15 protein-coding genes and 1 pseudogene are annotated in these 26,467 nt (G+C 58.5%); 12 read left to right on the top strand and 4 right to left on the bottom strand.

What is annotated here, in order from left to right; all coding sequences use genetic code 11:
• Positions 1-83: 83 nt before the first annotated feature.
• The 9 genes and pseudogenes from PNAP_RS28015 to PNAP_RS28420 form a co-directional block, all read left to right on the top strand.
• On the top strand, positions 84-3,806 hold the full coding sequence (locus PNAP_RS28015; RefSeq protein ID WP_011797935.1) for a hypothetical protein: 3,723 nt from the start codon (positions 84-86) through the stop codon (positions 3,804-3,806).
• The gene (pglZ, locus tag PNAP_RS21275; protein WP_011797934.1) at positions 3,803-6,529 is read left to right on the top strand and encodes a BREX-2 system phosphatase PglZ; all 2,727 of its coding nucleotides are present in this window, start codon (positions 3,803-3,805) and stop codon (positions 6,527-6,529) included. The genes PNAP_RS28015 and pglZ overlap by 4 nt, the downstream gene beginning before the upstream one ends.
• Entirely contained in the window at positions 6,526-7,836 is a 1,311-nt protein-coding gene (brxD, locus tag PNAP_RS21270) for a BREX system ATP-binding protein BrxD (protein WP_011797933.1), read from the top strand. The genes pglZ and brxD overlap by 4 nt, the downstream gene beginning before the upstream one ends.
• Positions 7,833-9,860 carry a DEAD/DEAH box helicase gene (locus PNAP_RS21265; protein WP_011797932.1) on the top strand — a complete coding sequence of 676 codons (2,028 nt, stop codon included), beginning with the start codon at positions 7,833-7,835 and terminating at the stop codon, positions 9,858-9,860. Before brxD ends, PNAP_RS21265 begins: the two co-directional genes overlap by 4 nt.
• A 515-nt stretch (positions 9,861-10,375) precedes the next feature.
• Positions 10,376-12,313, top strand: a complete 1,938-nt coding sequence (locus PNAP_RS21260) for an ATP-dependent nuclease (protein ID WP_011797931.1) — start codon at positions 10,376-10,378, stop codon at positions 12,311-12,313.
• Positions 12,310-13,974: a UvrD-helicase domain-containing protein gene (locus PNAP_RS21255; protein WP_011797930.1), complete on the top strand. Its 1,665-nt coding sequence runs from the start codon at positions 12,310-12,312 to the stop codon at positions 13,972-13,974. Before PNAP_RS21260 ends, PNAP_RS21255 begins: the two co-directional genes overlap by 4 nt.
• On the top strand, positions 13,934-14,239 hold the full coding sequence (locus PNAP_RS27260; protein ID WP_157040464.1) for a hypothetical protein: 306 nt from the start codon (positions 13,934-13,936) through the stop codon (positions 14,237-14,239). Before PNAP_RS21255 ends, PNAP_RS27260 begins: the two co-directional genes overlap by 41 nt.
• 48 nt (positions 14,240-14,287) lie before the next feature.
• Positions 14,288-15,827, top strand: a protein-coding gene (locus PNAP_RS21250; protein ID WP_157040463.1) for an IS3 family transposase whose coding sequence is annotated in 2 segments (ribosomal slippage) — positions 14,288-14,890 and positions 14,892-15,827 — 1,539 coding nt in all. Because the reading frame shifts where the segments join, the coding sequence is not laid out codon by codon here.
• Positions 15,828-16,008: 181 nt separating this feature from the next.
• Positions 16,009-16,269: pseudogene (locus PNAP_RS28420) on the top strand (IS701 family transposase); the annotation flags it as partial.
• 14 nt (positions 16,270-16,283) lie between these two features.
• Here PNAP_RS28420 and PNAP_RS21245 read toward each other — a convergent pair.
• The 4 genes from PNAP_RS21245 to PNAP_RS21230 are packed head-to-tail and all read right to left on the bottom strand — an operon-like array spanning position 16,284 to position 22,319.
• Positions 16,284-17,939, bottom strand: a complete 1,656-nt coding sequence (locus PNAP_RS21245) for a hypothetical protein (protein WP_011797929.1) — start codon at positions 17,937-17,939, stop codon at positions 16,284-16,286.
• A gap of 58 nt (positions 17,940-17,997) precedes the next feature.
• Positions 17,998-19,446 carry an ATP-binding protein gene (locus PNAP_RS21240; RefSeq protein ID WP_011797928.1) on the bottom strand — a complete coding sequence of 483 codons (1,449 nt, stop codon included), beginning with the start codon at positions 19,444-19,446 and terminating at the stop codon, positions 17,998-18,000.
• Positions 19,447-19,449: 3 nt separating this feature from the next.
• Positions 19,450-21,945 carry an Hsp70 family protein gene (locus PNAP_RS21235; protein ID WP_011797927.1) on the bottom strand — a complete coding sequence of 832 codons (2,496 nt, stop codon included), beginning with the start codon at positions 21,943-21,945 and terminating at the stop codon, positions 19,450-19,452.
• Positions 21,946-21,947: 2 nt separating this feature from the next.
• Positions 21,948-22,319 carry a hypothetical protein gene (locus PNAP_RS21230; protein WP_011797926.1) on the bottom strand — a complete coding sequence of 124 codons (372 nt, stop codon included), beginning with the start codon at positions 22,317-22,319 and terminating at the stop codon, positions 21,948-21,950.
• 268 nt (positions 22,320-22,587) lie between these two features.
• Here PNAP_RS21230 and PNAP_RS26085 point away from each other — a divergent pair, with 268 nt between their 5' ends.
• From PNAP_RS26085 to PNAP_RS21215, 3 genes are all read left to right on the top strand, one after another.
• On the top strand, positions 22,588-23,862 hold the full coding sequence (locus PNAP_RS26085; RefSeq protein ID WP_011797925.1) for an SH3 domain-containing protein: 1,275 nt from the start codon (positions 22,588-22,590) through the stop codon (positions 23,860-23,862).
• Between the two features lie 479 nt (positions 23,863-24,341).
• Positions 24,342-25,562, top strand: a complete 1,221-nt coding sequence (locus PNAP_RS21220) for a Y-family DNA polymerase (RefSeq protein WP_332261708.1) — start codon at positions 24,342-24,344, stop codon at positions 25,560-25,562.
• 473 nt (positions 25,563-26,035) lie between these two features.
• Positions 26,036-26,236, top strand: coding sequence for a hypothetical protein (locus PNAP_RS21215; RefSeq protein WP_041377542.1), 201 nt, complete (start codon positions 26,036-26,038; stop codon positions 26,234-26,236).
• Positions 26,237-26,467: the final 231 nt, after the last annotated feature.

The raw sequence follows: 26,467 nt of genomic DNA, 5'->3' as shown, positions 1-26,467 counted from the left end.
ACACGTCGCTCCAACATGTACAAACAACGAACATGTCGCGCCCGAAGCGATTGATGTGCGACGACCCTCAGAGATAAACCACCATGACCCTGCTGAAAGACCTGATCAACATTCCCGAGCGCGTGCACCAAGGCGACTTTGTGCTCAAGCTGTCCGAAGGCGTGACCCACGCGGACGCCACGCTTCGTGACTACGTGGTGACGCCGCAGCTGGTCGATGCCTTTGAAAACGCGCTGGGCTTCATCAAGCAGTCGGTCGAGTCCAGCGGCAGCAAGGCCGCTTACCTGCACGGCAGTTTCGGCTCGGGCAAGAGCCACTTCATGGCCGTGCTGAACCTGCTGCTGGCGGGCAACACGCAGGCGCGCTCCATCCCCGAACTGGCCGGCGTGGTGGCCAAGCACGGCTGGACAAACGGCAAGAAATTCCTCCTGGTGCCCTACCACATGATCGGCGCGCGCGACATGGAAAGCGCCATCCTGGGGCAATACGCGGAGTTTGTGCGCAAGCTGCACCCGAGCGCGCCGGTGCCGGGTTTTTACCTGGCCGAAGGGCTGTTTGGCGATGCCCAGCGCATGCGCGAGCAGATGGGGGATGCAGCCTTTTTTGCCAAACTCAATGAAGCCGGTGGCGGCGCTGGAGGCAACAGTGGCGGTGACAACGCGGGCTGGGGCGACATCGACAGCGGCTGGGATGCCACCCGCTTTGAGGCGGCCACACTCGAAGCGCCCAATGGAGAAGAGCGCTCGCGCCTGGTGGGCGACCTGATCACCCAGTTCTTTTCAGCGTACCGCAGCCTGGCCGGCGGGGGCGAGTCGTTTGTCTCGCTCGACGATGGCCTGAGCATCATGACCCGGCATGCCCAAGCCTTGGGCTACGACGCCGTGATCCTGTTTCTCGACGAGCTGGTGCTGTGGCTGGCCAGCCATGCCGCCGATGTCGGCTTTGTGAGCCGCGAAGGCACCAAGCTGGTCAAGCTGGTGGAGGCGACCAATGCCGACCGGCCGATTCCGCTGGTCAGCTTTGTGGCCCGTCAGCGCGACCTGCGCGACCTCGTGGGCGAGAACCTGGCCGGCGCGGTGCAGTCGCAGTTCAGCGATGTGCTCCGCCACTGGGAAGCGCGCTTTCACCGCATCACGCTCGAAGACCGCAACCTGCCGGCGATTGCCGAAAAGCGGGTGCTGCGCCCCCTCAACGAAGCGGCGCGCCAGATTCTAAAAGCCGAGTTCGAGAAGATCCTGGCGGTGCGCCGCGACGTGCTCGACACGCTGCTCACCACATCGGCTGACCGGGACATGTTCCAGAAGGTCTATCCCTTCACCCCGGCCTTGGTGCAAACGCTCATTGCCGTCTCGGCCGCTTTGCAGCGCGAACGCACGGCATTGAAACTGATGATGCAGCTGCTGGTCGATCGGCGCGAAGATTTGCAGCTGGGCCAGCTGATCCCGGTGGGCGACCTGTACGACGCCATCAGCGAAGGCGACGAGCCTTTTTCCGAAGGCATGCGACTGCATTTTGACAATGCCAAGCGGCTGTACAACCAGCGGCTGCTGCCGATGCTGGAGTCCCAGCACCAGGTAACGCTCGAAGCCATGAAGCTCGGCCAGGCGGACTCGACGGCGGCCAGAAATCTGCGCAACGATGCGCGGCTCCTGAAGACGCTGCTGCTGGCGGCCCTGGTGCCCGAGGTCGAGTCGCTCAAGGGCTTGACCGGCGCCCGGCTGGCGGCCCTGAACCACGGCACCTTCAAGTCGCCGATTCCCGGGCGTGAAGCGCAGGACGTGCTGCGCAAATGCCGGGACTGGTCGTCGCAGATTGGCGAGATCAAGGTCACCGACGACCAGAACCCGGTGGTGTCGATCCAGGTCACGGGGGTCGATATTGAGCCCATCCTGCGCGCCGCCGAAGCCATAGACAATGCCGGCAACCGGCGCAAGAAGATTCGCGAGTCGCTGTTTGCCGAGCTGCGAATTCCCGACGACGGAGCCTTGTTCACGACCTACGGTTTCACCTGGCGCGGCACGCACCGCGAGGTCGAGCTGCTTTACGAAAACGTGCGCGAGATGACCGACGACCGCCTGCGCGGCCGCTCGGGCGCGTGGACCGTGGTGCTCGATTTTCCATTTGACGAGCCCAACTTCACCTCCAACGACGACATTGCCCGCCTGGGGGACTACTGCGGCGGCGACACCAAGACGCTGGTGTGGCTGCCTTCGTTTTTCAGCCACAAGGCGCTGGCCGACCTGGGCCGCCTGGTGGTGCTGGACCACATTTTGTCCGGCGAGCGCTTCGAGAGTTACGCCACCCACCTGAGCTTTGTGGACCGGGTGCAGGCCAAGGCCCTGGCCAAGAACCAGCTGGACTCCTTGCGCAGCAAGCTGCGCAGCCAGCTGGAAGTGGCCTTTGGCATCAGCACCGAGCCGCGCGATGCGGTGACCCAGGTGCTCAGCGCGGATCAGCAGTTCTGCTCGCTCGACCCCACCTTGTCCCCGCGCCCGCCGGTGGGCGCCAGCTTCAAGGAAGCGTTCGAAGCCCTGCTCGGTCAGCTGTTTTCGCACCAGTACCCTGGCCATCCAGAATTTGACACCGAGATCAAGCCAGGCGTCATTCGAAAAATCTGGCCTGAGATGCAGCGCGCGATTGAAGCGCCTGACCGCCGCGGGCTGGTGCCCGATTCAGCCACTCGCCGTTTGGTGCGCTCGGTGGTGTTTCCGTGTCAGCTGGGACAAATGGGCGAGACGCATTTGCTGGTGCAAGACCACTGGCGCGCCCGCTTTGCGCAAAGCCATGCGCGCGATGGCGGCGGCGCGATGACGGTAGCGCAATTGCGGCGCTGGATCGACATGCCCACGCCGATGGGACTGCCGCTGGAGCTGCAAAACCTGATCATCCTGAGTTTTGCCGCGATGACGAACCGCCGCTTCATTTTGCGCGGCGGCCCGGTCGAGCCCACCCTTGACAGCCTGGCCGATGAGCTGGAGTTGCGCGAGCAAGCCCTGCCCGATCCGGCCCACTGGGCGACGGCCGTCAAACGCGCCGCCTCGCTGTTTGGCTTGATAGTGTCGCAAACGCTCAACGCCGGCAACGTAGGCCGCCTGGTGGACGAGGTGCGCCGCGAGGCCGGCACCAAACGCGAAGCGGTCGGCACCCTGGTGGCATCTGTGCGGGACCGCGCCACGCGCTACGGTGCCTCGATGGCAGGACGGGTGCGCACCAGCGAATCAGCCCAGGCGCTGCTGGCGACACTGCAGGCGGCCAGCGACGCCGAACTGGTGCAGGCCCTGGCCAGCGCGAGCGTCGAGACCTCGGAAGCGGCCGTCGGGCGCAGCATGGGGCAGGCCCCGCAGGTGGCGCAGGCCTTGAGCAATGCCAAGTGGAGCATTTTCGATTCGATGCGCAACCTGCAAGACCATCGTCAAGCCGCAGCAGCGTCGATCCTGAGCCGCCTGACGGAGGTGCTTGGCAGCGATGAGCATGTGATTGCGCTCAAGCCCCGGCTGGAAGAGATTGAACGCGATGCGGTGCATTTGCTGACCATGGCGGCGCCCACACCGCCGGTGCCGCCACTGCCACCGCAGCCGCCGATCATCTCGCCCGTGCCCTTGCCGGTCATTCCCGACCCGGCGCCGTTTACCCGCAATGGAACCCCGCCTTCAGCAGCCGAATTCGTGGATGGCGATGAAAAAATGGGCCTCGGTACCGACGAAGCCGCATCGCTCTTGAAAGACTTGCAGGAACGGCTTCAAGGCGACCCTGGACTCGAGCTGAGTCTGAGCTGGCGGCTTGAGCGCCGGAGCGCGCAGCCATGAGCGTCTCCGTGCCCCAGATCACCGCCCAGCTCGATGCGGTGTTGGCGCGCGAGCCCGGCGCCCTGGCCGTGGCGATTCGCGCCGCCTCCCGGCAGGTGTGGCCCGACTCGGTGAATCAGCGCGGCCGCCGCTTTACCTTGCGCTGGTGCGACTCGATGCTGGCGATACGCGAAGCGCTGTGCGAGGTCGAGCAAGCGGATGCCGCTGATGCGGGCCTGGTGGTGCTGACCCCCTTGGGTTCCCACGAGATCACCGAAGACATTGCGGCCCGCTTGGCGCTCCGCCAGGTCTTGCAGCCCAAAGGCTGGGAGATGGTTCGCCAGCTGTTTGGCGCCAAGGAGATCGATGCCCGCCTGGGGCGCTTTGGCTGGATGCCCCAGGCGCTGGTCGATGGTGCCGCGCAGGGGGCTTATGCCCCAGTGGCCAATGGTTTTCTGGACCTGGAAACGGCCTGGAAGGAGGTGCTGCAGCGCTTTCTTCAATTGAATGTGCCGCGTCCCGATGCTGCCGGCCTGCTGCAGTGGACGCAGCAGCCGCTGAGCGATGCTTCGCTCAAGCTGCTGCCGGCCAACGCCCGGGCAGACGCCCTGCGCTGGCTGGCCGAGTCGGCCGGCACGGCGGGCCGGATGGTGCTGGCCTGCATCGAAGCGGGGCGAACCGGCGACGCCATGGCGCTGGGCCTGGTGTGCGGGGCGCTGTACGCTGCGGCCGGCGAAGGCCAGGCGGCGCTGGGCCACGCGGCCATCCGGCTGGAGCGGTTTGTGGGCGACACCCATGTGGGTGTGCTCGAAGGCCGCGCCTGGGCGCAGGCGGCCCAACAACTGGTTTGTGAGCCCGGCGGCGCCGAGGTTTATCGCCCGGCCCTGGAGCGGGCCGATGCGTTGCTCGCCGAGCTGCGGGTGGCCGAATTCGCGCACCTGAGCGAGGTGCTGCCCTTGGGTTTGGAGCAGCGCCTGCGCGCATTTGCCATGCTGCTGAGCCAGCATGTGCAGGCCCCCACCGATGCGACCTTGATCGCGGTCGAGGACGCGGCCAATCGCGCGCTGGCCCACGAGCTGGCGACCACCCAACCCCATCGGGCCGACCGCGTGGAAATGGCCAGGCGCCTGGCGCGCTGGCTGGTGCGCCCCGCCACTGGCGCCGCCACGGTGGCAGACATGGTGTGCTGGCAGGCCGACGAAGGCGCTTTTGTCGATTGGGCGCGCTTTCGCTTGCTGGGCGGCGATGAGCTGGTGGAGGTGTCCCACGCTTTCGAAGCGCTGCGCGCGGCCGTCATGGCGCGCCGCAATGCCCTGGGGCAGCAGTTTGCGCTGGCTCTGCAGCGCTGGAATGCGCAAGCGCCCAGCGTTGAGGCGCGCATCGTTCCGCTCGAATCGGTGCTTGACCGGGTCGTGACGCCACTGGCCGCCTTGCATCCCGTGCTGCTGCTGGTGGTCGATGGCCTGAGCACCAGCATTTTCCAGGAGCTGTTTGCCCGGCCTGAGCGCCTGGGCTGGAGCGAATGGGTGCCCGCTGGCCTGGCACGGCCCCTGGCAGGCGTGGCCGCGTTCCCGACCGTGACCGAGGTCAGCCGCGCCACCTTGCTGTGCGGCAAGCTCACCACGGGCCAGTCGTCCCTCGAAAAGACGGGGTTTTCCAGCCACGCCGCGCTGTTGGCCCACTCGAATGCGAATCTGCCGCCCAAGCTTTTTCACAAGGGCGACCTCAGTGACGCGACCAACCTGTCGAGCAGCGTTCGCGCGGCCATTGCCGACCCGAAGCAAAAAGTCGTCGGCCTGGTCTACAACGCGGTGGACGATCACTTGAGCGGACCCGATCAGCTGCTGCAACGCTGGAGCCTGGAAGACTTGCGGCTGCTGCTGCCCATCCTGCGCGAAGCCCGGGCTGCCCGCCGCGTCGTGGTCATCACGGCCGACCATGGCCACATGCTCGAAGAAGGCAGCGCGCACATCAACGGCGGCGAAAGCGATCGATGGCGATATGGCACCGAGGCCGCTCACAGCGGCGAGATTGTTTTGTCCGGAGGACGCGTTCGCACCGCCAGCGGCGCCACGTCGGTGGCATGTTTGTGGAGTGAGAGCGTGCGCTACGCAGGCCGCAAGAATGGTTACCACGGCGGCGTTTCCCTGCAGGAAGTGACCGTGCCGTTGAGCGTGCTGCTGCCCACGGGACTGACGCTGTCCGGATGGCAGCCCGCCTTGCCCGCCCAGCCAGAATGGTGGGACCTGCCCAATCAGCCGGCCATGCTGCAAACGACAGTGCGCTCACCCAGTGCGCGCAAGCCAACGGCGCGCCAGCCGGCGGCACCCGCGTCAGCGCAGACCCCCTTGTTTGACGCCTCCGTGACGCCAGTGGCGGCGCCCTCGGCAGCACCCAGCTTGGGACTGGCACCGGCCTCCGACTGGATCGACACGCTGCTTCAAAGCCAGGTGTATGCATCGCAGCGATCCCTGGCCGCGCGGGTGGCGCCCCCCGATGAGCAGATGCGCAAGCTGCTGTCGGCACTGAGCGAGCGGGGCGGAAAACTCTCGCGCGCCGCGCTCGCCCAGCGGCTGTCGGTGCCCGAGGTTCGCCTCAGCGGGATGCTCAGCGCCGTGCGCCGGATCCTCAATGTCGATCAGGCCGTGGTGCTGGGGGTCGATGAGGTGGCGGGCACGGTGGAACTCAACCGCACGCTGCTGCTGCTGCAGTTTCGCATCACCTCGGTGGGAGACGGCCGATGATCAGCGCGGCACGTCGGGATGACATCATTGGCGCCTTGCGCCGCGGCACGGTGCCCAGCGCCGGGCTGGACGCGCTGGCCGTTGGCATCGAGTCGTTCGCGCCCACGCTGGAGGCCGAACTGGCCACGGTTGCCACAGGGCGCGGCGGCTTCAAGGCGGTGCGCGGCGAGTACGGCACGGGCAAGACTTTCTTCGGCCGCTGGCTGCAGGAACGCGCGCGCGCCAAAGGCTTTGCCACCAGCGAAGTGCAGATCAACGAAACCGAAACACCCCTGCATCGCCTGGAGACGATTTACCGCCGGCTGGTCGAGCGGCTGGGTACGGCCGACAGCAGCACGGGTGCCTTTCGCAGCGTGATCGACGGCTGGTTTTTTGCCCTGGAGCAGGATGTGCTGGCCGACGGCTCGGTCGATGCGGATGACGCCCAGGCCCTGCTGGCGCGGACCGACACGCTCATGGAAGCGCAGCTGGCGGGTATCAGCAAAACCGCGCCGGCTTTTTCCGCCGTGCTGAGGACCTACCGCCGGGCCCTGGCAGGCGGCGACCACCAGCTGGCCGAAGGCTTGATCAGCTGGCTGGCCGGCCAGCCCAACGTCGCTGCCAGCGTCAAGCGCGCAGCAGGCATCAAGGGCGAACTGGACCATTTCGGTGCGGCCAACTTCCTGATCGGACTGCTGACCATCCTGCGCGACAGTGGTTTTGCCGGCCTGCTCCTGGTGCTCGACGAAGTCGAGACGCTCCAGCGCATGCGCGCCGACACGCGAGAGCGCGGCCTGAACGCCTTGCGCCAGTTGATCGACGAGATCGACGCGGGACGCTTTCCCGGGCTGTACCTGGTCATCACCGGCACACCGGCGTTCTTCGATGGCGCCCAGGGTGTGCAGCGCCTGGCGCCTTTGGCGCAGCGCCTGCATGTGGACTTTGGCACCGAGCGCACCTTTGACAATCCGCGCGCGGTGCAGATTCGCCTGGCGCCGTTTGATCAAGGCTCGCTCGTGGCGGTGGGCCAGCGGGTGCGCGATATTTATGCGCAACTGCAGGCTAACGAACCTCGTTTGCGCAGCGTGGTCGATGACGCGTATATCGAAGTGCTGGCCCGCGCCGTGGCGGGCGGGCTGGGCGGCAAGGTCGGCGTGGCGCCCAGGCTGTTCCTGAAAAAACTGGTGGCCGATGTGCTGGACCGGGTGGATTTGCATGCGAGCTTTGAGCCGCGCCTGCATTACAAGCTGACGCTGGCCGACAACGAAATGACGGTCAACGAACGCGCTGCAGCGGGCGCGGCCAGCGTGGACGACATCGAGTTGTGAGCGAGTTCGACAAGCTGCACCCGGCGCTGCAGTACCACGTCGTCAATTCGCTGGGCTGGAGCAGCCTGCGGCCCACCCAGTTGCAGGCGATCGAGCCGATTCTCTCGGGCGTGCATTGCCTGCTGCTGGCGCCCACGGCCGGCGGCAAGACCGAAGCGGCCATCATTCCGGTGCTCTCGCGCATGCTGACCCATGCCTGGCCCGGCGTGAGCGTGATCTATGTCTGCCCGATCAAGGCACTGCTCAACAACCTGGAGCAGCGGCTCTCGCATTACGCCAGGCTGGTGGGCCGGCGCGTGGCGGTTTGGCACGGCGACGTTTCGCAGTCGAAAAAAGGGCATGCGTTAAAGGATGCCCCCGACATCCTCCTGACCACGCCCGAGTCGCTCGAAGGCATGCTGGTCTCCACGCGCATTGACCGCAAAGTCTGGTTTGGAAACTTGCGCGTGGTGATTGCCGATGAGCTGCATGCGTTTGCCGCCGATGACCGCGGCTGGCACATGCGGGCCGTGCTGCACCGCCTGCAGCAGTACGTGCCCCAGGAGATGCAGCGGCTGGGCCTGTCGGCGACCGTGAGCAACCCGGCCGAACTGCTCGATTGGTTTGCGCCCACTGGCATCAAGCAGGTCGTCGGAAGCGCCAGCGTGAGCACCGATGCCGATGTCACCGTGGATTTTGTCGGCTCTCTGGCCAATGCCGCCACCGTCATTGCTCGTCTGCATCGGGGCAGCAAGCGCCTGGTTTTTAGCGACTCGCGCAGCAGTGCCGAGCAGCTCACCAGCATGCTACGCGCGCAGGAGGTGCGCACCTTTTTAAGCCATGCGTCCCTGAGCCACTCGGAGCGAAAGCTGGCGGAAACCGCTTTTGCCGAGGAAAAGGATTGCGTGATCGTGGCGACTTCCACGCTGGAGCTGGGCATCGACGTCGGGGACCTTGATCACGTGATCCAGATCGATGCGCCAGCGACGGTGTCGTCTTTTTTGCAGCGCATGGGCCGCACCGGACGGCGGGAGGGCGCCAGGCGCAGCTGCCTGTTCCTGTGCACCAATGACGATTCGCTCATGCTGGCCATTGGTATCTGCCGGCTGTGGGGTGAGGCCTGGGTGGAAGCCGCTTACCCGCCCCCGGAACCCTGGGCGCTGGTGGCCCAGCAGGCCATGGTGGCTACCTTGGAGCGCGCGCAATGGCCACGGCGAGAATTGATCGCGCTGCTGTGCGGAGCGTTTCCGGAGTCAAGCAGGCCAGGCATCACGGACGTGATCGACCATATGGTGGCCTCAAGCTACCTGATGGACACGCACGGCGTGCTGCAAATTGGCCCCGCGACTGAAAAGCAGTTCGGGCGGGCGCATTACAAGGACCTTCTGGCCTCGTTTTCCGGGACGCAGTTGCTGCTGGGGCGTTGCGGCAGCGCCGAAGTGGGCTACATCGACCCCACGATGCTGGCCGGCGACAAACCGGTTCGCTTGATCCTGCTGGCCGGAAAAAGCTGGCGCATCACGGAGATCGACTGGAAGCGGCAAACGGTGTGGCTCGAGCCCGCCAAGGAAGGCGGCACGGCGCGCTGGAACGGCAGCGGACGGACCCTGAGCCGTGAGATCGCCCAGGGCATCCTGCGCGCATTGCGCCAGGGTGCAGGCGAACACACCGTGATTTCCAAACGCGCCCGGCTTGAAATCGAGCAGGTCACTCAAGACCTGCCCGAAACTGGCAATGACGGCGCCCTGTCAGTCACCAGGAATGAAGCGGGTGCGGCCCGTCTGTGGACTTTTGCTGGCACGCGCGCGAACCGCACCCTCGCCAGGCAGATTCAATCGCTGGCCGAAAGCAGGCGCATTGATGCGATGGGCATTGACCTGAAAACGCCCGTTGACCTAAGCGATCTGAGCGCCGAACTGTTGTCCACGGCGCTTGCGTTTTCGCCCGAGGAAGTGAAGGAGCTTGCCAAGCCGATCAAGTTCTCGGAGTGCCTGCCTGCCACATTGCTGCTTCAGATTATTCGAAAAAGACAGTTTGGACTTTAGACGTTAGAAAACTGGGCGTTGCATAAATCCTCCCTGAGGATGAGGCTTTCCCCCTTATCCTGCAGGTTAGGTGACGCGCACGGATTTCGGGCGCGCAGCATCAAAACACAGTTGATGATACCCACCCGAACAGCCCCAACGGCCCCGAGCAATGCACCTATTTCGATGCAAAAGGTTGACGATGCCGAAAAAAATAACAGCGCCGAAATCTCTACCGCCGCCGTTGCATCTTCGATGGCGTTGAGATTTCAAGGGGGGTTTACCAATTCTGAGTTGCAGTGAAACGGAAACCGAATTCAACTTTTTCCGCATCGCAACAGTCGGTTCCTGATCGCCACACCCACCATAACTTTTATTCATGGTCGCGGGTTTAATGCATGCCCTCCAATCAGTTGCTGCAGTGTTTTAATCGAGCAGTCTGCAACGTTGACCTGAAGGCTTCTGATCCCTGTAAGAAGTCTTTCAAGGAACGCGCAACGGAATGCAATTTCCAATAAAAACAACAGGGGCTCAGGATGAAACTTACTCGGCTGCGGATCAGCAACTTTCAATCTTTCGGGCCCGTGCCAACCCCCATCGATTTCGAGGCGATGACCTTCCTGCTCGGACCGAACGGTGCCGGCAAGACCGTTGTGCTCCAGGCGCTGGCGAGGCTCTTCGGATTCGACCCGTCGCTGCGACGGGTGCGCCGTTCTGATTTTCACATCTCCCCAGCAACCTTGGCTGCAGGCAACGCCGGCACCCTGAACTTGTGGATAGAGGCGCAGTTTGAGTTCCCCGAACTGCTGGATGCGAACGGCCAGCATGCCACCATCCCGGGCCACTTCTCGCACATGCAGCTTGACTCCGCCGATGGCGTACCCAGAGTGCGTTTTCGCTTGACAGCGATCTTGGACGAGGACGGTGACATCGAGGAGAAGATGCATTACGTGATCCATGTCGATGCCAATGACGAGCCCGTCAATCCCATGGTGGTGCCAAAGCACGATCGCAACTCGATCCAGGTCCACTACCTACCCGCGCGTCGCGATCCGACCGACCACATCTCTTACACGGCAAGCTCGCTGCTCGGACGCACTTTGCGCGCAGCCAACTGGCATGCGGAACGCGCCACAGTTGCAGGCCTCACACAGGGCATCAGCGCCGCGCTCGCTTCCAATGCGGGTGTCCAAGGCATCGGCGAGCAGATGGCTGGGCACTGGCTGAAGCTACACAAGGGCAGCTACTACGCGAGTCCTTCTGTTTCGTTCGAACACAATGAGATCGACAACTTGCTCAGGCATTTGACGATTGGCTTCACACCTGGGCACGAGGCATCAATGGTGGATTTTTCCCGCCTAAGCGATGGTCAGCAGTCGCTGCTGTATGTCTCGCTCGTGCTGTCCATTCAGGGCATCGGGCGGCGCGTGCTCGCCGGTCAACTTGATGCCTTCGACATCGACAGGTTGCGGCCAGCCGTCTTCACGCTGATGGCGATGGAAGAACCGGAAAACAGCCTCTCGCCGCATTACCTCGGCCGCGTCATCAAGGCCCTCACTGACTTCGCAGGCCACCATGACGCGCAAGCGGTGGTCGCCACGCATGCGCCATCCCTGCTGCGAAGGGTGCCGCCCGAAAGCATCCGCTACCTGCGGCTCGATGCTGCGCGATGCACGACGGTCAAGACAATTGTCATGCCTGCAAAGACCGACGAAGCCCACAAGTTCGTCAGGGAGGCGGTGCAGGCATTTCCGGAACTCTACTTCTCGCGACTGGTGATTCTTGGCGAAGGCGACAGCGAGGAGATCGTGCTACCGCGCCTGTTCCGAGCCATGGGGCTTGCCGACGACGACACATCAATCGTAATCGCACCGTTGGGCGGGCGTCACGTCAACCACTTTTGGCGCTTATTAAGCGGCCTTCAGATTCCTTACGTGACCCTGCTGGACCTGGATGTTGGACGCCATCAGGCTGGGTGGGGCCGGATTCGCTACGCAGCCAAGCAGATTTTGGCGCTCTGGCAGTCGACTCCTAACCTGACACTGGAAGCCATCGAGGCGCTGCCTGCATGGAACGGGCCCGACCAGATTCTGTCCTCGTCGCAAGGTGCGAAATTGCTGAGTTGGCTTGAGAAGCAAGGGGTGTTTTTCTCGTCGCCGCTCGATCTCGACTTCTCAATGATTCAGGCCTTTCCTGGGGCCTATGGCGTATCACAGGCGGAACTGGTGGCGGCAGACGACCCGACTGTCAAGTCCGTACTCGGCAAAAGCGGCCTCGGTCCCGATCAGTACAGCACTGACCAGCAAAGCTACTTTTCTGCCTACCACGCGCGGTTCAAGCTCGGAAGCAAGCCTGCGGCGCATCTCGAGGCGCTTGCCAAACTCGATGATGCGGCCTTGACTGCAGGCATGCCGCCGCCGATCGCAAGACTGATCGCCTTGGTCGAGAAAAAACTTGCGGACCTACCTGAGTGATCAAACCGCAAGCCTGGCTTCCGTCCGACGGACTGACACTCGAGCCCAATGCGCTGCTGGCAGCCCAGGAGGTCCTGCGCAGCTTGGCCTTGACCGCCGGCCCGGGAGCCGGCAAAACCGAGATGCTTGCGCAGCGCGCCGACTTTCTGCTGCGAACCGGAACCAGTCGGTATCCACAACGCATCTTGGCCATTTCCTTCAAGGTGGACGCCAGCCGCAATCTCAAGGACCGGGTGCGCAAGCGCTGTGGTGCCGAGCTGGCGGCCCGTCTGGACAGCCATACCTTCCATGCCTTTGCCAAGCGCATCATCGACCGCTTCAGGCCTATTCTGACCGGCAGGGATGCACTCAACCCCGATTACACGATCGGGGTCGGGCGCGTGCAGGGTCAACAGTTGGACTTTGGGAACCTGGTGCCGCTGGCCGTGCAAATCCTTAAGGCTTGCCCGATCGCCTGCAATGCCGTGCGTCAAACCTACAGCCATGTGTTCCTCGACGAGTTCCAGGACTGTACCGATGAGCAATACCAACTCATCAAGGTGGCATTCCTCGGCTCGTCAGCACGCCTGACAGCGGTCGGGGACACAAAGCAGCGAATCATGGGCTGGGCTGGCGCACTGGAAGGCGTGTTTTTGACCTTCGCCACCGACTTCCAGGCGGTACCGCTCAACCTGTACCAGAATTTTCGATCGAAACCGCGCTTGCGCCGTATGCAAAACGCCATGGTTCGGGTCATGGACCCTGCGGCTGCGGTGCCGGACGACATGCTGATGGGTCCTGGCGGCTCAGTGGACGTGCTGCACTTTAGCGACAGCGCCGAAGAAGCGCGCGAAATCGCCGACCTGGTGCAGCACTGGATCGGCATTGAAAGCATTCCACCATCGGAGATCGCCGTACTCCTCTCCAGGCAACCGGATCTTTATGCCGAATTGTTGATGAACGAATTTAAACGGCGCGGTATCGCGTTTCGTAACGAACAGCTCCTGCAGGACTTGTCGGTGGAACCTGCTGCACGGCTGATTGTCGACTTCCTGACAGTCGTTGCCGGCGAGCGTCAGTCGGCTGCGTTCGGTCGGCTGATGGATGTTCTGATTGCAACAGGAATTGACGAAGAAACGGCTTATGAACAGAGGTCTCGATGGCTGCGCTTCCTTGAGCAGTCACGTCGGGCCATGCGCGGCGGCCAAGCCCAGCCGCTGAATGCGATTTCCTTGCGGGCGAATGCGATGACGTTCTTAAAAATGCTCGGCCGGGAAGCGGTTGTGGCGCTCTCATCTGACTACGAGCGCGGAGACCGGCTGACCGAGGTTGTAGCGCAAACTTTTGACCGACTCACGGAACTTCTCGGAGGCGAAGCCGATCCTGTCCGTGCCTTGTCGCACTTCTCCGAGGACAGTGCCGTACGCATCATGACGATCCACAAGTGCAAAGGTCTGGAGTTCGATACGGTTGTGATACTGGGAGTGGAACAGCAGACGTTTTGGGGTGACAGGGATGAACAACGATCCGCGTTTTTCGTGGGCATCTCGCGCGCCAAGAGTCGGCTTTACCTGACCGTAGCCGACCAGAGACAACGGCCTACAGAAGCACAGAATCGATGGGATATTGTGAGGAGGCCCCATGACGAATACATCGGGTATGCCACCTCGTCTGTCGGCTGATGAGGCCGACCAATGTTCTTGCTCCAGCGACGAAAGCGACTGCCTTCAATCGGAGAACTGCGGCACTTTTGCCAAAAATAAATGCGTGTTGCCATTTTTGGCATCACTCACCAAATTAGCGAGAGAGCTGAAATCCATCCTTGAGTGCAAGGTCGGCGCATTGAACAGGAGCACCGAGGTGGATGGCAGGAATGCACCGGGCATTTATCCAGTTCCGGTCTGTCAGTTGAAGTGGCTGAGCATGTTGGTGCCGATGCCAAATTGACCCAGGGGGGGTGCGGCGGAAATCTTGGACTACTTGGGAAGATAGTTCATGTATTCTTACGAAGACCGCATTCGAGCCGTCAAGCTCTATATCAAACTCGGCAAACGCACTGGAGCGACCATTCGCAAGCTGGGGTACCCGACCAAGAACGCGCTCAAGAGCTGGCATCGAGAATACGAACAAGGCCGCGATTTGCCGGTGGGCTATGCGCGTTCGAGGCCAAAGTATTCAGATGAGCAGAAAAAAGTGGCCGCCCAGCACTACCTGGACCATGATCGCTGCCTGGCTGGAACCCTGAAGGCACTGGGATACCCGTGCCGCGATACGCTCGCAGCCTGGGTCGATGAGTTGCATCCCAAAACGAGGAAACGCGTTGTCGGCAAAGCGCGCAGCGTGCCGCGCCCTCAAGCGCTAAAGCAGGCAGCCGTCATCGAGTTGTGCATCCGGCAGACAAGTGCGCAAGCCATTGCACAAAAGCTGGCCGTGAGCAGGCCGACGCTGTACCAATGGAAAAATCAATTACTGGGTCCTGAGGCTCCCGCATCCATGAAACCCAACAACGATTCACCCTCAGATCCTGAGCGGGCGGAGCTGGAGCGGCAAGTCGAATCGCTTCGACGCGACGTCCGGCAACTGCAGCTTGAACACGACAATCTTGAAGAAGGCCAATGAACTGCTAAAAAAAGGCCTGGGCGTCGACCTGCCTCTCCTGAGCAATCAGGAGAAGACGCGGCTGGTTGATGCCCTGAGACAGCTCTATTCGCTATCAGAACTCTTTGCCGCGCTGGGCCTTCCCCGCAGCTCCTACTTTTATCATCGGGCACGGCTACGATGCGCTGACAAGTATGTTGTAGTGCGCGGCACCATCGCTGACATCTTCGAGCTCAATCACCGTTGCTACGGCTATCGCCGGATACGGGCGTCACTGGGCAGGCAGCACGTGTTCATCTCGGAGAAGGTCGTACGACGTTTGATGAGGCAGGAATGCCTGGTCGTTGCCGCTAAGAAGCGGCGTAAGTACGGCTCCTACCTGGGAGAAATCAGCCCTGCGCCAGACAATCTCATCAACCGCGACTTCCAGGCTGCAACCCCGAATGAGAAGTGGCTCACCGACATCACGGAGTTCCAGATCCCGGCTGGCAAGGTGTACCTGTCGCCCATGATCGACTGCTTCGATGGGCTGGTGATCAGCTGGACAATCGGCACGCGTCCAGACGCCGATCTTGTGAACACCATGTTGGACGCTGCCATCGAGAGGGTAGCCAACAGCAATGACCGGCCCGTCGTCCACTCCGATCGCGGTGCGCACTATCGCTGGCCTGGCTGGCTCACCCGGATGGGCGATGCGAAGCTCATTCGCTCGATGTCGCGCAAGGGGTGCTCGCCCGATAATGCGGCCTGTGAAGGCTTCTTCGGGCGGCTGAAAACGGAGCTGTTTTACCCTCGAAACTGGCAGACCACAACCATTGAACAATTCATTCAGGTCGTTGACTCCTACATCCACTGGTATAACGAAAAGCGAATCAAGATCTCCCTTGGCTCACTCAGTCCCCTCGAGTACCGAGAGAGCCTCGGACTTACAGCATAACCAGTCCAAGTTTTTGTCCGCACCCCCAGGCGGCCGGAAATCGTTGACCCATCCACACACCCGAAAAACCCAGGCGAAGAGCGGCATCTGGCTGGTTTCGCATGGGTCAGTTGAAATCGGCAGCCTGGATCAAAACCGCGTTGGCGCCAACATAGGGTGAGGAATTACTCCCTCAACCGCCACCACAAGCCACAAAAAACGGTGGCAAATGGAGGTGTTTTTCAAAAATCATTAAAGTCCAACGCTAGCCTGGCCAGGTCACCGACGCAAACCCTCAGAATCCAAAGCAACCACGTCTTCACGGCCATTTACGCCGTGTTCAAGCTCCAGTGCCTGAGCCATCAAGACCAGAATCAACCCGTTTGCCCTGAGGCTCACACTTCTTATCAACGCATCGCGCATCGCCTATGCTGAACTTCTACAGTGGCGGGCGGCTGCGTAAGTTAATAAGCCTAATCAGCTCAGAAAACAGGAACTCAGGCCGCCACGAGAACCTTTTTCAAGTGAAGTTCGCATTAAGTGCTCCAGGACATGGGTGTTCCAGTGATGCATATAGGACGCACTGCTATACACCTTGCTGTCGTTGGAAGCTCCGACAATAAATTTGCCATCCGAAGACCAAATTTTTATCTGAGATATGGGAAGTCGCACAGTCTCGGCGAAACCCAGAAACTTGTGTCGTTCGATCTTCACAGCGACGTCTTCGACTTCAATATCTCCAAAGCTGAACGTCCGTCCGTCCTTAAGACCTTTAGCCATTTCAAATAGAAGCCTAACTCCTACCCCACGCCAGAGGCAATTGACAAATTGTGAATAAGTGGCCTCTTTTGAAATACTGACTTCAGAGGAGCCACGTTCATCACCAAATGCAATTGTGTAGTCCGTCCCAGTCGGAATGCCATTGACGGATTTCTTAATCGCCCCCCAACGAATACCGTTGATGGCCTCAAGATCGTAATGTTTGTCCTTCCACCTGATACCATCAGGAGAAATGCTCAGTTCGTCCTTAAAAACAAGGCCTACTTGTGCTTTGAACGTAATTAATCGGCGACGCTCAGCATCTTCAAGTTCAGATTTGGCAGCTTCATTCTTGAACCGGGCCAAAGTGTTAGCATCAGTTTGAACCTGCTCTTTGAACTCTGGCATATCGCCAAAAAATTTCAAAAGCAGTGCAGTCGTTCGCTGAGATTGCGGCAACAAGTTATGAGTGTTGTAGAGTTCAAGGCCTAAGTTACGAATTGTGTAACCAATTTTCAAGCTGTTTTTGTGCTCAAGTCCGCGGGATTTCATGCTTACTTGAATGGGTTTAATCACCTGCGACCAACTGTGAACAACCAGTTCCACTTTCTCTAGGAACGGGTCGACTGATCGCGCGCCGGATGGTGCTGCAGTTAAAGCACCCTCGACGAGCTTATCAATTTTCTCTTCTTCTTTGGTTAGAAATCCTTGGGTTTCGACTTCATAGCTATCGACCAGATCATCAATTAGTGGCGGGGCCGCCTGTTCACCGTTTCCTGTCGTTTCATTGACGAGCAGAAACATGGTCTCCACCAACAGGGCTGATGGCATGTTGTTTAGAGCATTTTTGAGAGCGGATTTATATTTTTTCTTTTGCTGTTCTAGTTCGTCTTCAAGAACTCCAAGATCCCGCACTTCAGGGAATCCTGCAACAGAGCGATCCTCGTTGATGTCTCGCAATACAGCATCCGTGTCGATGTCATCGGCGACTTCACCTAACTCGCGCATGAAGCGAGCCATCGTTTTGGACGTTAACGAATCGGAGTGTGCCAACTCCAGGGCTGAGGACATCAGGTTCGCTCTGGCAAGTTCGGGTAGACCCGTCTGTGAGGCGATTTCAAGGGGATTCGATGCCAGATCAGAGACTAATTTCCCAGCCATGCGCGGTGACACACCAGGAAGCCAAGAAACTTCAGCCGCAATCCGTGCTCTTGGATTGGTTAGATCCGACTTGGCCTTTTGGCATTTATCTGGATCTTCGTGTAAGGAACGCTCCTCGGACTTCTCAATGATGCTCAAGCGTGCATCGCGTGTAGTGGCGCCCAACAGCCAGAATGCATTGTTGTAAATTGAGCAAGTAGGTTGATCGTTCATCAGGTGTGAGTTGTTCGGTCCGAAAATGCCTTGAGTCTTATCTTTTGAAAGTTCGTGATCAAACGAATCCGATGCTGCGATGCGTGCCGCTTCCTGTCCTTTCCGGTGTGGAATCCAGTGCTTCGACCAGGAATCGTTGGGCGATCTTGTTGGAGCCGGAGCGGGCACACAGGCGAGCACCTTCGCGGATCACAAATGTCACATCGGACAGAGGACGTCCCGAGAGGCGCCTGGACAAAGGACCAGTTTCAATGTCCTTGTCGCAAGGTAGTTTCGCAAGCAATTTATCGAGCAGAGCTTTAACTTCAACCTCGGTGGCAGGATCCACTTGGATCACGTGATCAAAACGCCCTCTGCGCATGATGGCCGAATCGATCATCTCCACCCGATTGGTCATACCTACAACGAGAACTTCGTTCTTGGTAGCCTCAGGAATTCGGCGCAAGAACTCAGCTACTTCTTCGACGCGGTGCATGCTCGATCCACTGCCTGACTCGCGGTCGGCCAAAAAAGCTTCCATTTCGTCTATAACCAAGATAGAAGGAGCGTTTACCATGGCTTTATCAAAGACCTCGGCGACCTTCTTACTAGTCTCGTGAATGAAGGGGCTAGCGACACTGGAAGCATCCACTTGAAAGCTGGGCCACCCCAAGTATTCAATGAGCTGCTCCACCGCGAAGGTTTTTCCGCAACCGGGTGGACCATGCAGGACGATTGCGGAGGGAAACCCAATACCCAAAGCTGCGTAGCGTTCCTTGTTTCGAACAATGTCGATGACGTGCTCGTTGAAAAAGTCTTCCAGCAAAGGGCGGCCTGCAAGAACGAATGGCACCCCGCTCTCAAGGCTGGAGACTTCATCGTCGCAGGAACATTCTATTTTGGAGGAGTCGATCTTTTCCAGTTCAGCTTCATCTTGGAAATGGTCGTCTCTGGGCGCATCTTTGGTGAGTTGTGTCATCCCAGCAGCGGACACCACATCTTTGAGGCCGGAGGGTGTGATCCAGCTCATCATCTGATTCAGTCGCCTGAACGATTTGGCTGAAACCTGCGCACCTCCAGTAAGCCAATAGCCAAGGATCACGTCATCATCTGCTCTCGGAGAAACCGAGAAGATCGGGAGGAGTCGACCCAAGCCTTCGGCATAAATTGCATCTTGCAAAGGCGATTCTGGGTCAATTTCACGCGTGGCCTTCAAAGCCATCGCGAACGCAATCGCTTCGTTTCTGGAGTCAGGCGAGTTGGATTGATCAACTGGTGCAATAATTTCACTAGGTCCACAAGAAATTTCATGAAAGGTGTCTGGCCCAAATTTAAAGGTGTTGAATACACCTACTTCGATCAAGCCCAGCGCCTTCCACCGATCCATCAATTCACTACGGACAATGAGGACGGTGCCGGCACCATCAGTCTTGATAATTTGCCACTGGGCCTCACCAAAGACTGCACGTCTGCAAGTAGCACCATCAGGCATGGAGTAGCCGACGGGAAACCAGCTTTCAATGGCCATGTATTACCCCATTAAAATGTTGGAACCCGAAAGCATTTGTTCTTCACCACCCATGCGGATACGCACGTTTTCCAAATGGTCGACGACTTGGCGCAGCTTGTCTATGTCATCGGCAGCAAGAGATTGCTTACCCTGTTTCACCAGTTCATTGAACTCATTGGTATCCAAAAAAAGATGGGGGGTATTCATAATACGATTGAATCGGTCGATGACAAACCAATCTTGTTTGAATATGATTTCCCAGTTCTTGCCGCGCAGGCCTTGCAGGTGGCTCTCGAAGTCGTCTTTGTTGTTGTCGATTGCACTTTGTGCAGTTATAGCCAGCTTGTCGAATGCAGTGGCTTCAATGGGGCGTGCATGCTTGCGGACCACTTCATTGAATGCATCGACACAACTATCTAGGTCCATTTGACGAATGACTTTGAGGTTGTCCTTACGCGATTGAGCCAATAGTTTTTTTGCTTCTTGAATATCCGACATGGCTTGGCTGGCGGCTACATTGTCAGATTCAATTTTTCGTGAATCGGTTGTTCTGCTCAGACGCTCGCGGGCCTGATCAAGTTTAGGGTCATCCACTCTGGAGGCGACAGCGTCAATCCGTGACGAGAGCATCTCAGACTCTTCCTCAATCCGCCTGGCGGCATTACTGTAGTCAATCTGACCGATTTGGCGCGAGTAAAAATTGCGACCACTGTTGAATTTTCCACCAATTGAGGGGATCGTAATTTCAAGATCGATGTTTCCCGAATCCAACACTTTGTAGTCAACCAGAAGTTCAGCACCTTTGGCAATCACACCATCAGAGAAGTCCGCTCCACTAATTTCGAAAACACCGATGAATCGATTGTCAGTCACGATGTCTTCGATGGATCCTTCCCACAGCTTGAATTTGATGGAATTTGTGGACCCCGCCCTGAGCAACTCTTCGGTACGATATGATTTTTTCCCGGTTTTTGGTAGTTGGTCTCCCTCTTTTACCAAGTAGTCCAAGATATATGGACCATCAAGTTTTAGACGTGCCTGCACAGCAATGGAGTGAGAGGCCGGAATCGCATCAATTTGCGCAGCAGTTCGGGTGATGATGATCTTGTTTTCGGCGATGGTGATAGGGCCACCGGCCGCATCAAACACAAAAATCTTGAAAAGATTCTCTCCTGGCTTGGTCAGCGCTACCTCCATTGAAGCGCCATCATTTAGGGTCACTTTTCCGGAAGACCACCCGGTATCAATGCTATCGATCTGAAAACTTAATCCAGCAACGGGTTTGCCGTCAATCTTGGCTACCACCTTGGCTTTGATGTCGGGGGTGCGTGCCACATAGTTAAAACCAACATTTAGGCTTCCACTGGCTGCCAAAGTACCACGTCCACTCTTGCGTCCACGACTTTCCATGGACCAATCAATGGATTCGGCGAACACAGCGGCTCCCTCAGACACTGCGGTCATGGGGTTTACGTCGGTCGATGCTGCAATCCCTAATTCGAAGGCGACTTTATCCCGAAGGGGTTTGTATTGGGTAGGTCCTCCCACGAACACCACGCGCCCAATGTCATGCGGGCTTAGGCCGACCTTCTCCATGGTCTCCCGTGCTGAGACGATAGATTCGAGGACCTTCTCAGCAATCAGGTCGTCATACTGCTTGCGTGTAATCGGAATATCGAGATAAACGTCGGCACCCGAGCGGTCTTTTACACGGAGTTCGGTGTCATCGAGGCTGATCACTGAATCTTCTTTGGCAGAGAGCTCGATCTTTGCTCGTTCCGTCGCCCACCCGGCCATCTGGCGCAAGGTGGTGTAGTCCTTGCCGATGGAAAAATCTTCCGGCAGATCGAAGTGCTCCAGCAACCAAGGCTTGATCACGTTGTCCATCAAGATGCGGTCAAAGTCACGCCCGCCGCACATGGCGATGCCACCGTGAGCCAAAAGACTCACCCGTCCATTGGTGCTCTCAGCAATGGCAACGTCCAGCGTGCCGCCACCAAGGTCATAGATGAGGAACATGCCATCAGTTTTACGTTGACGCATCACGCTCATCACTGCAGCCACGGGCTCTTGCATAAGGGCTACTTTCCCGAGGCCTGCACTCTCAGCAGCAGCCATCGTGGCATCCTTCTGCATTTGATTGAACGCAGCAGGGACCGTGATGACAGTTCCGGTTTCAGGATCGTTGCGGATAGATTCTGGCAGATAGCTGTAGAGGACCCGAAGTATTTCAGCAGAGCACTCTTCGGGTGTCATGACGATGTTTACGGCAGGAAGTTTGATTGGTGTACTTGTGCCCATGAACCGTTTGAAGCCAGTCGCAGCGTTTAGTGGGCTTTGAGCCGCACTGTTGTAGGCCCTCTGACCCACATATTTGTTGCCACGCTTGTCAATGAAAATCGCTGAGGGCGTCACGTCATTTTGTTCGGGACTTTTGTAGAGACGAATATCCGCACCATCAAAGGTTGAGATCGCACTGTTGGTAGTCCCCAGGTCAATGCCTACGTAGTTCTTCATGATCAGTCTGCTCGCTTAAGTAAGATTGTTCCGGACTTGACGATGCCATCTGGACCCATGAGGATGGGCTCCATCATCTGTTCGACGATCAAGTTGTCTTCTGGCCCAAAATCGCCGATATTCAAGGGAGTTGCAGCCATACCGGGGTCAAACGCTTGACCCTCAAGGCTTACTAAGCGGAGGTTGGCTGCTTCAAGGCTGTCGTCCAGTTTCTTTTGAAAGTAGCGCAGTTGATTTGCGTATCTGGTGGCCTCTGTGTTTTCGATCTTGCCAAGCACGCGGCTGAAAAGCTTTGAAAAACGCCAACTTTCGATGACGAGATCGATGAACGGCTGACGCAAATTGTTTGCAGTCATGATGGCGTTTTCTTCCATATTTCCCCTGATAGACGTCAATGGCCACCCACTCCTTAGAGCGAGCTAAATACCTACATTTAGTTGCTTTTTTTACGGCTTAGTCTATCAGGCGGAATAGGGTCGTTGCGTTCAGGACGAGATGCCAAAAACACAAAATTTTATTTTTTTTGGGAGGTGACTGGTTTCACCAACGGGCAACCGGTTGGAGGCTGAACGTCGTGATCGTTTGAGGGAAAATATAAGCCTTAACAACCTTTGCGAGTATTTACATGGCTAAAGCAGCGTAATGACGGCTCCAGAAAAAAACAAAACAGGGTTTGCCGGCCTTTCTTCCTTGGAGTCCAATGTTGATGTAACAGAAAAGAATCCACCCTCCCCGTCCGCGCTTTCAGCTTCTCCGACTCAGCCGGATCGCACCAATACTTCGACGAAAGCCGCATCGGGGGCATCAGCGCCATCCTCCCCGAGCACGTTGGCTTCTATTCCTGCAACTCAATCAGTGCGCCCACAAGCTCAGAAGACTAGTTCCAGCCCTCCACCTGTAACCTATGTAGGGTCATCGAAAGTGTTCATAGTGGGTGCATTGACTGTCTGCGTCATCATCGTTTCGATAATTGCAAGCAAATCCAACGATGCCACAAGGCCTGCTGAAAATGATGCGAACTCTGCCAGCACTTATGTTGAAGTCTCCGTCCCCCCAAAAGCGACGGTTCCAAAGATCACTTTCGCTGTCGCGTCCCTTTCCGCAAACGTCCGTGAAAAACCTACCGCACGATCACGTCAGCTAAGAGTTTTAAAGCAGGGGGAAATCCTTGAATTTATCGAAGTGACTGGATCGTTTACAAGGGTCAAGCTCCTCGATTCAACTCTGGGCTTCATCGCATCAGAGCTCCTCATTCCTGAGGACGATTTTCAGCGATTGAAAAACCTATCTGCTCGCCAGTATGTTGATCAAAGATCAGATGAAAAGCGTTTAGACAGTGTTCAAGCTCAAATCAAGCCGATGGACGACGCTGTTTCTGAAGCTATTTCCGCAATTTCGTCGAGATCTCCGTCTATCAAGGCATCGTTGCAAACGATAGATGAGGGAAGGCATGTTGGCATTGCTTCGGATGAAGCAGCGGGGATTTGGTATTCGCTGGCGGCAAGAGCGGCAGCAAATTCGGCTCAATTCGAAGATGCCGTCCTAAATGCGCGAGCAGCCGTAGAAGCCGCCCCACTCAACCCTGACTATTATGTTGCCATGGGGCTTTCCAGCTACAAAATTGGCTACCTCAATGGACTCAACATGGGCGCGACAATGCTGCCGATATTGGCGCCAAAGAGCACTAACGCATGGATGATCTTTGGCCTATCTGTTGCCACTTTAGACAATGAAATAAAGTATGACACCTTTGCCATCGGAGCATTTGTTTTGGCGATCAAGTTATCAAAAAATCCCGACGTAACTAGAAAATATTTTTTGGAAATGAGCAACAAATCCGACAACATCCATCTTAAGAAACTGCTGAACGAAGCGTTAGATGAAGAGTCTAAAAATCCGTCCGTTTTCGGATTTTGATTTGTGCACGAGCGCTACGCCAGCATATTTCTCACGTCATACCTTCAACAACAACCAGATGCATGCAGATGTTCAGCAGCCTCGTCGAGCGTTGTGGACTTCACCCGCTTCAATAGACACCTGTTAAGGTCGAATGGAAGTTGAAATATGTCTACGGAAGCGGGTGAAGTCCATTGAGGCAAGCGTTTCGATTTCTGAATTCACTCGACTACCGTGAGTTCCTTGATTGCTTCCGTCTCAGTCTGACAAGTGAGAGACTTGGGAGCGGACAGTCGCAAGTGACTGCATATGGCCCACGGCCGCCTTAACGCTTGGGAGCAGGAACGTCAGCAATCGGCAACCTGACTTACAACGGCATGGCGTGAATAGCAGCTTTGTGGCCTAAACCAGGCGCACATTTGGGTTTCTTGATTGGTGTTTTTCGTTAAAAATGTTAGTCCCGACTCAGCAAGTGAAATTGCGGACTTATTTCCTACTAACTGTTAGGGTCATTCAGAAACAACGGCTGCGCGATCGCCCGCAGCAACGAAGCCCGGGCGCTCGGGATCGCCATGGGCGCGCCCTGGTTCGAGATCGAGCACCTGGCCGAGTCAAGCGGGCTGGTGGCGCTGTCGGCCAACTTCGCGCTGTACGGCGACATGAGCGACCGCATGATGAGCCTGGCCGCCGGCCTCGGGCCGGCGCAGGAAATCTACTCGATCGACGAATCGTTCATCGACCTGGCTGGCGTGCTCGGTGACCTGGTGCAGCGCGGCCTCAAGGTGCGCGAGCGCATCCTGCAGTGGACGGGCATCCCCTGCGGCATCGGCATCGGCGCGACAAAAACCCTGGCCAAGCTGGCCAACCACATCGCGAAAACTGCCGAGCGCAAGCCGGGAAGCTATCCCGCGACCATGGCGCAGGTGTGCGACCTGTCGGCCCTGGCGCCGGAAGCGCTGCAAGAAGTGCTGGCCGCCACGGCCGTGAATGAGGTCTGGGGCGTCGGGCGGCGCCTGACGGCCCAGCTCAGCGAATGCGGCATCCACACTGCGCAAGATTTGGCTGGGCTCGACCCCGCGATGGTGCGCCGGCGCTGGTCGGTGGTGCTCGAGCGCACGGTGCGCGAGCTGCAGGGGATGGCGTGCATTGCATTGGAATTGGCCCCGGCGCGTAAGCACGAAATTGCCTGCACCCGCTCGTTCGGGCAGCCGGTCACTCGTCTAGCGGACCTCAATGAAGCGGTCACAGAGTTCGCCAGCCGGGCGGCGCACAAACTGCGCCAGCAAGGCAGCCTGGCCGGCCAGGTGCTGGTGTTTATCCGCACCAGCCCGTTTCGGCCAGAAGCGCAGTTCAGCCGCTCGATCAGCATGCCGCTGCGCCGTCCCAGCGCCGATACCGGTGTGATCGTTTCGGCAGCGCTCAGGGGCCTGCACGCCATTTACCGGCCTGGCTACCAGCTGGCCAAGGCCGGGGTCATGCTGTTCGACCTCCAGCCCACCACGGTGCTGCAGGCCGAGCTGGATTTGCAACGCGACGAAGCACCAGACAGACGCAGGCTGATGACAACGCTGGATGACATCAACCAGCGCTACGGCCCGAGCACCGTGCAGATGGCCAGCGCCGGGCTGGCGGGCGACAGGAGGGCCTGGACGATGAAACAGGAGCGGCGCACGCCGGGCTACATCACGTGCTGGGCGGATATGCCGGTGGCGCGGGCTTGAAGCGTGAGGCAAGCATGCAGGGACAAGCCGGTCGCCAGGACCAGCACAGTGCCGTTCACGATGAGTTTGTTTCGGGCGCGCGGGCGCCGGGGGGTTGCGCTTTGTCATTGGTACCACAAGACGCCAACCCGGCCTGATCGGTTGCCGCTGGCTCAGCGCTGTTTTTGCACTACCAACTGACACGGCATTCTCGGGCACAACCCCATGCGATTACGCATGATGGCGATTTGCGAGGGACATCATGCTGAGCCAGTCTTGGACCGGCGCAACGACACCATCAAAACCGGGCAAAGCAAAGTGGTTGAGACGGGTTCAACAGGTAACACCGCGGTGGAGCAAACCGAGAGGGGGTTAACCACCTAACTTTTCACTGGGTCACACACTCGCTTATTTGGTAAAAATCACTGCATTTGATTACAAACGTGATAACGTATTTACGTTTGGTATACGCGATCTAACTTTCACCCTGCACCATGCCACGGCCCAAGACAAAAACATCCACCACCACCCTGAAGATGACCCCCGAAGTGCGCGATCTCTGGCAAAGATCTGCCGCCCAGGAGTGCCGCAGTCTGACCAACATGTTCGAGGTCATGGTCAGGCAATACGCCAGGCAAATCAACGTCCGCCTTGATTCAGCCTCGGCACCCGGCCCGGACGTCCAGCAAGGCTGAAGCAGTAGCCCGTCAGGCATTACCAGGCTGCGCCCGTTGGTCTCGGTCACCGTAATCACAGCACGCCCTCCACAACATCAAGATATCCCACAGGCTCTCACCTCATGCCCTCCATTGCGCCGCACCTTTTGATTTCAGGCGCATTAGTGCTCCTGCTGGCACTGTCCTTCGTCATCTACTTTCTCGTTCCCGCCTTCAAGCATGGGAGAAGACTGTCTGAGTTACTGCGGA

Source organism: Polaromonas naphthalenivorans CJ2 (assembly GCF_000015505.1).
Classification (GTDB): domain Bacteria; phylum Pseudomonadota; class Gammaproteobacteria; order Burkholderiales; family Burkholderiaceae_C; genus Polaromonas; species Polaromonas naphthalenivorans.
Note: the sequence above shows the minus strand (reverse complement) of the source record. Positions and strands in the feature narration are given on the sequence as shown.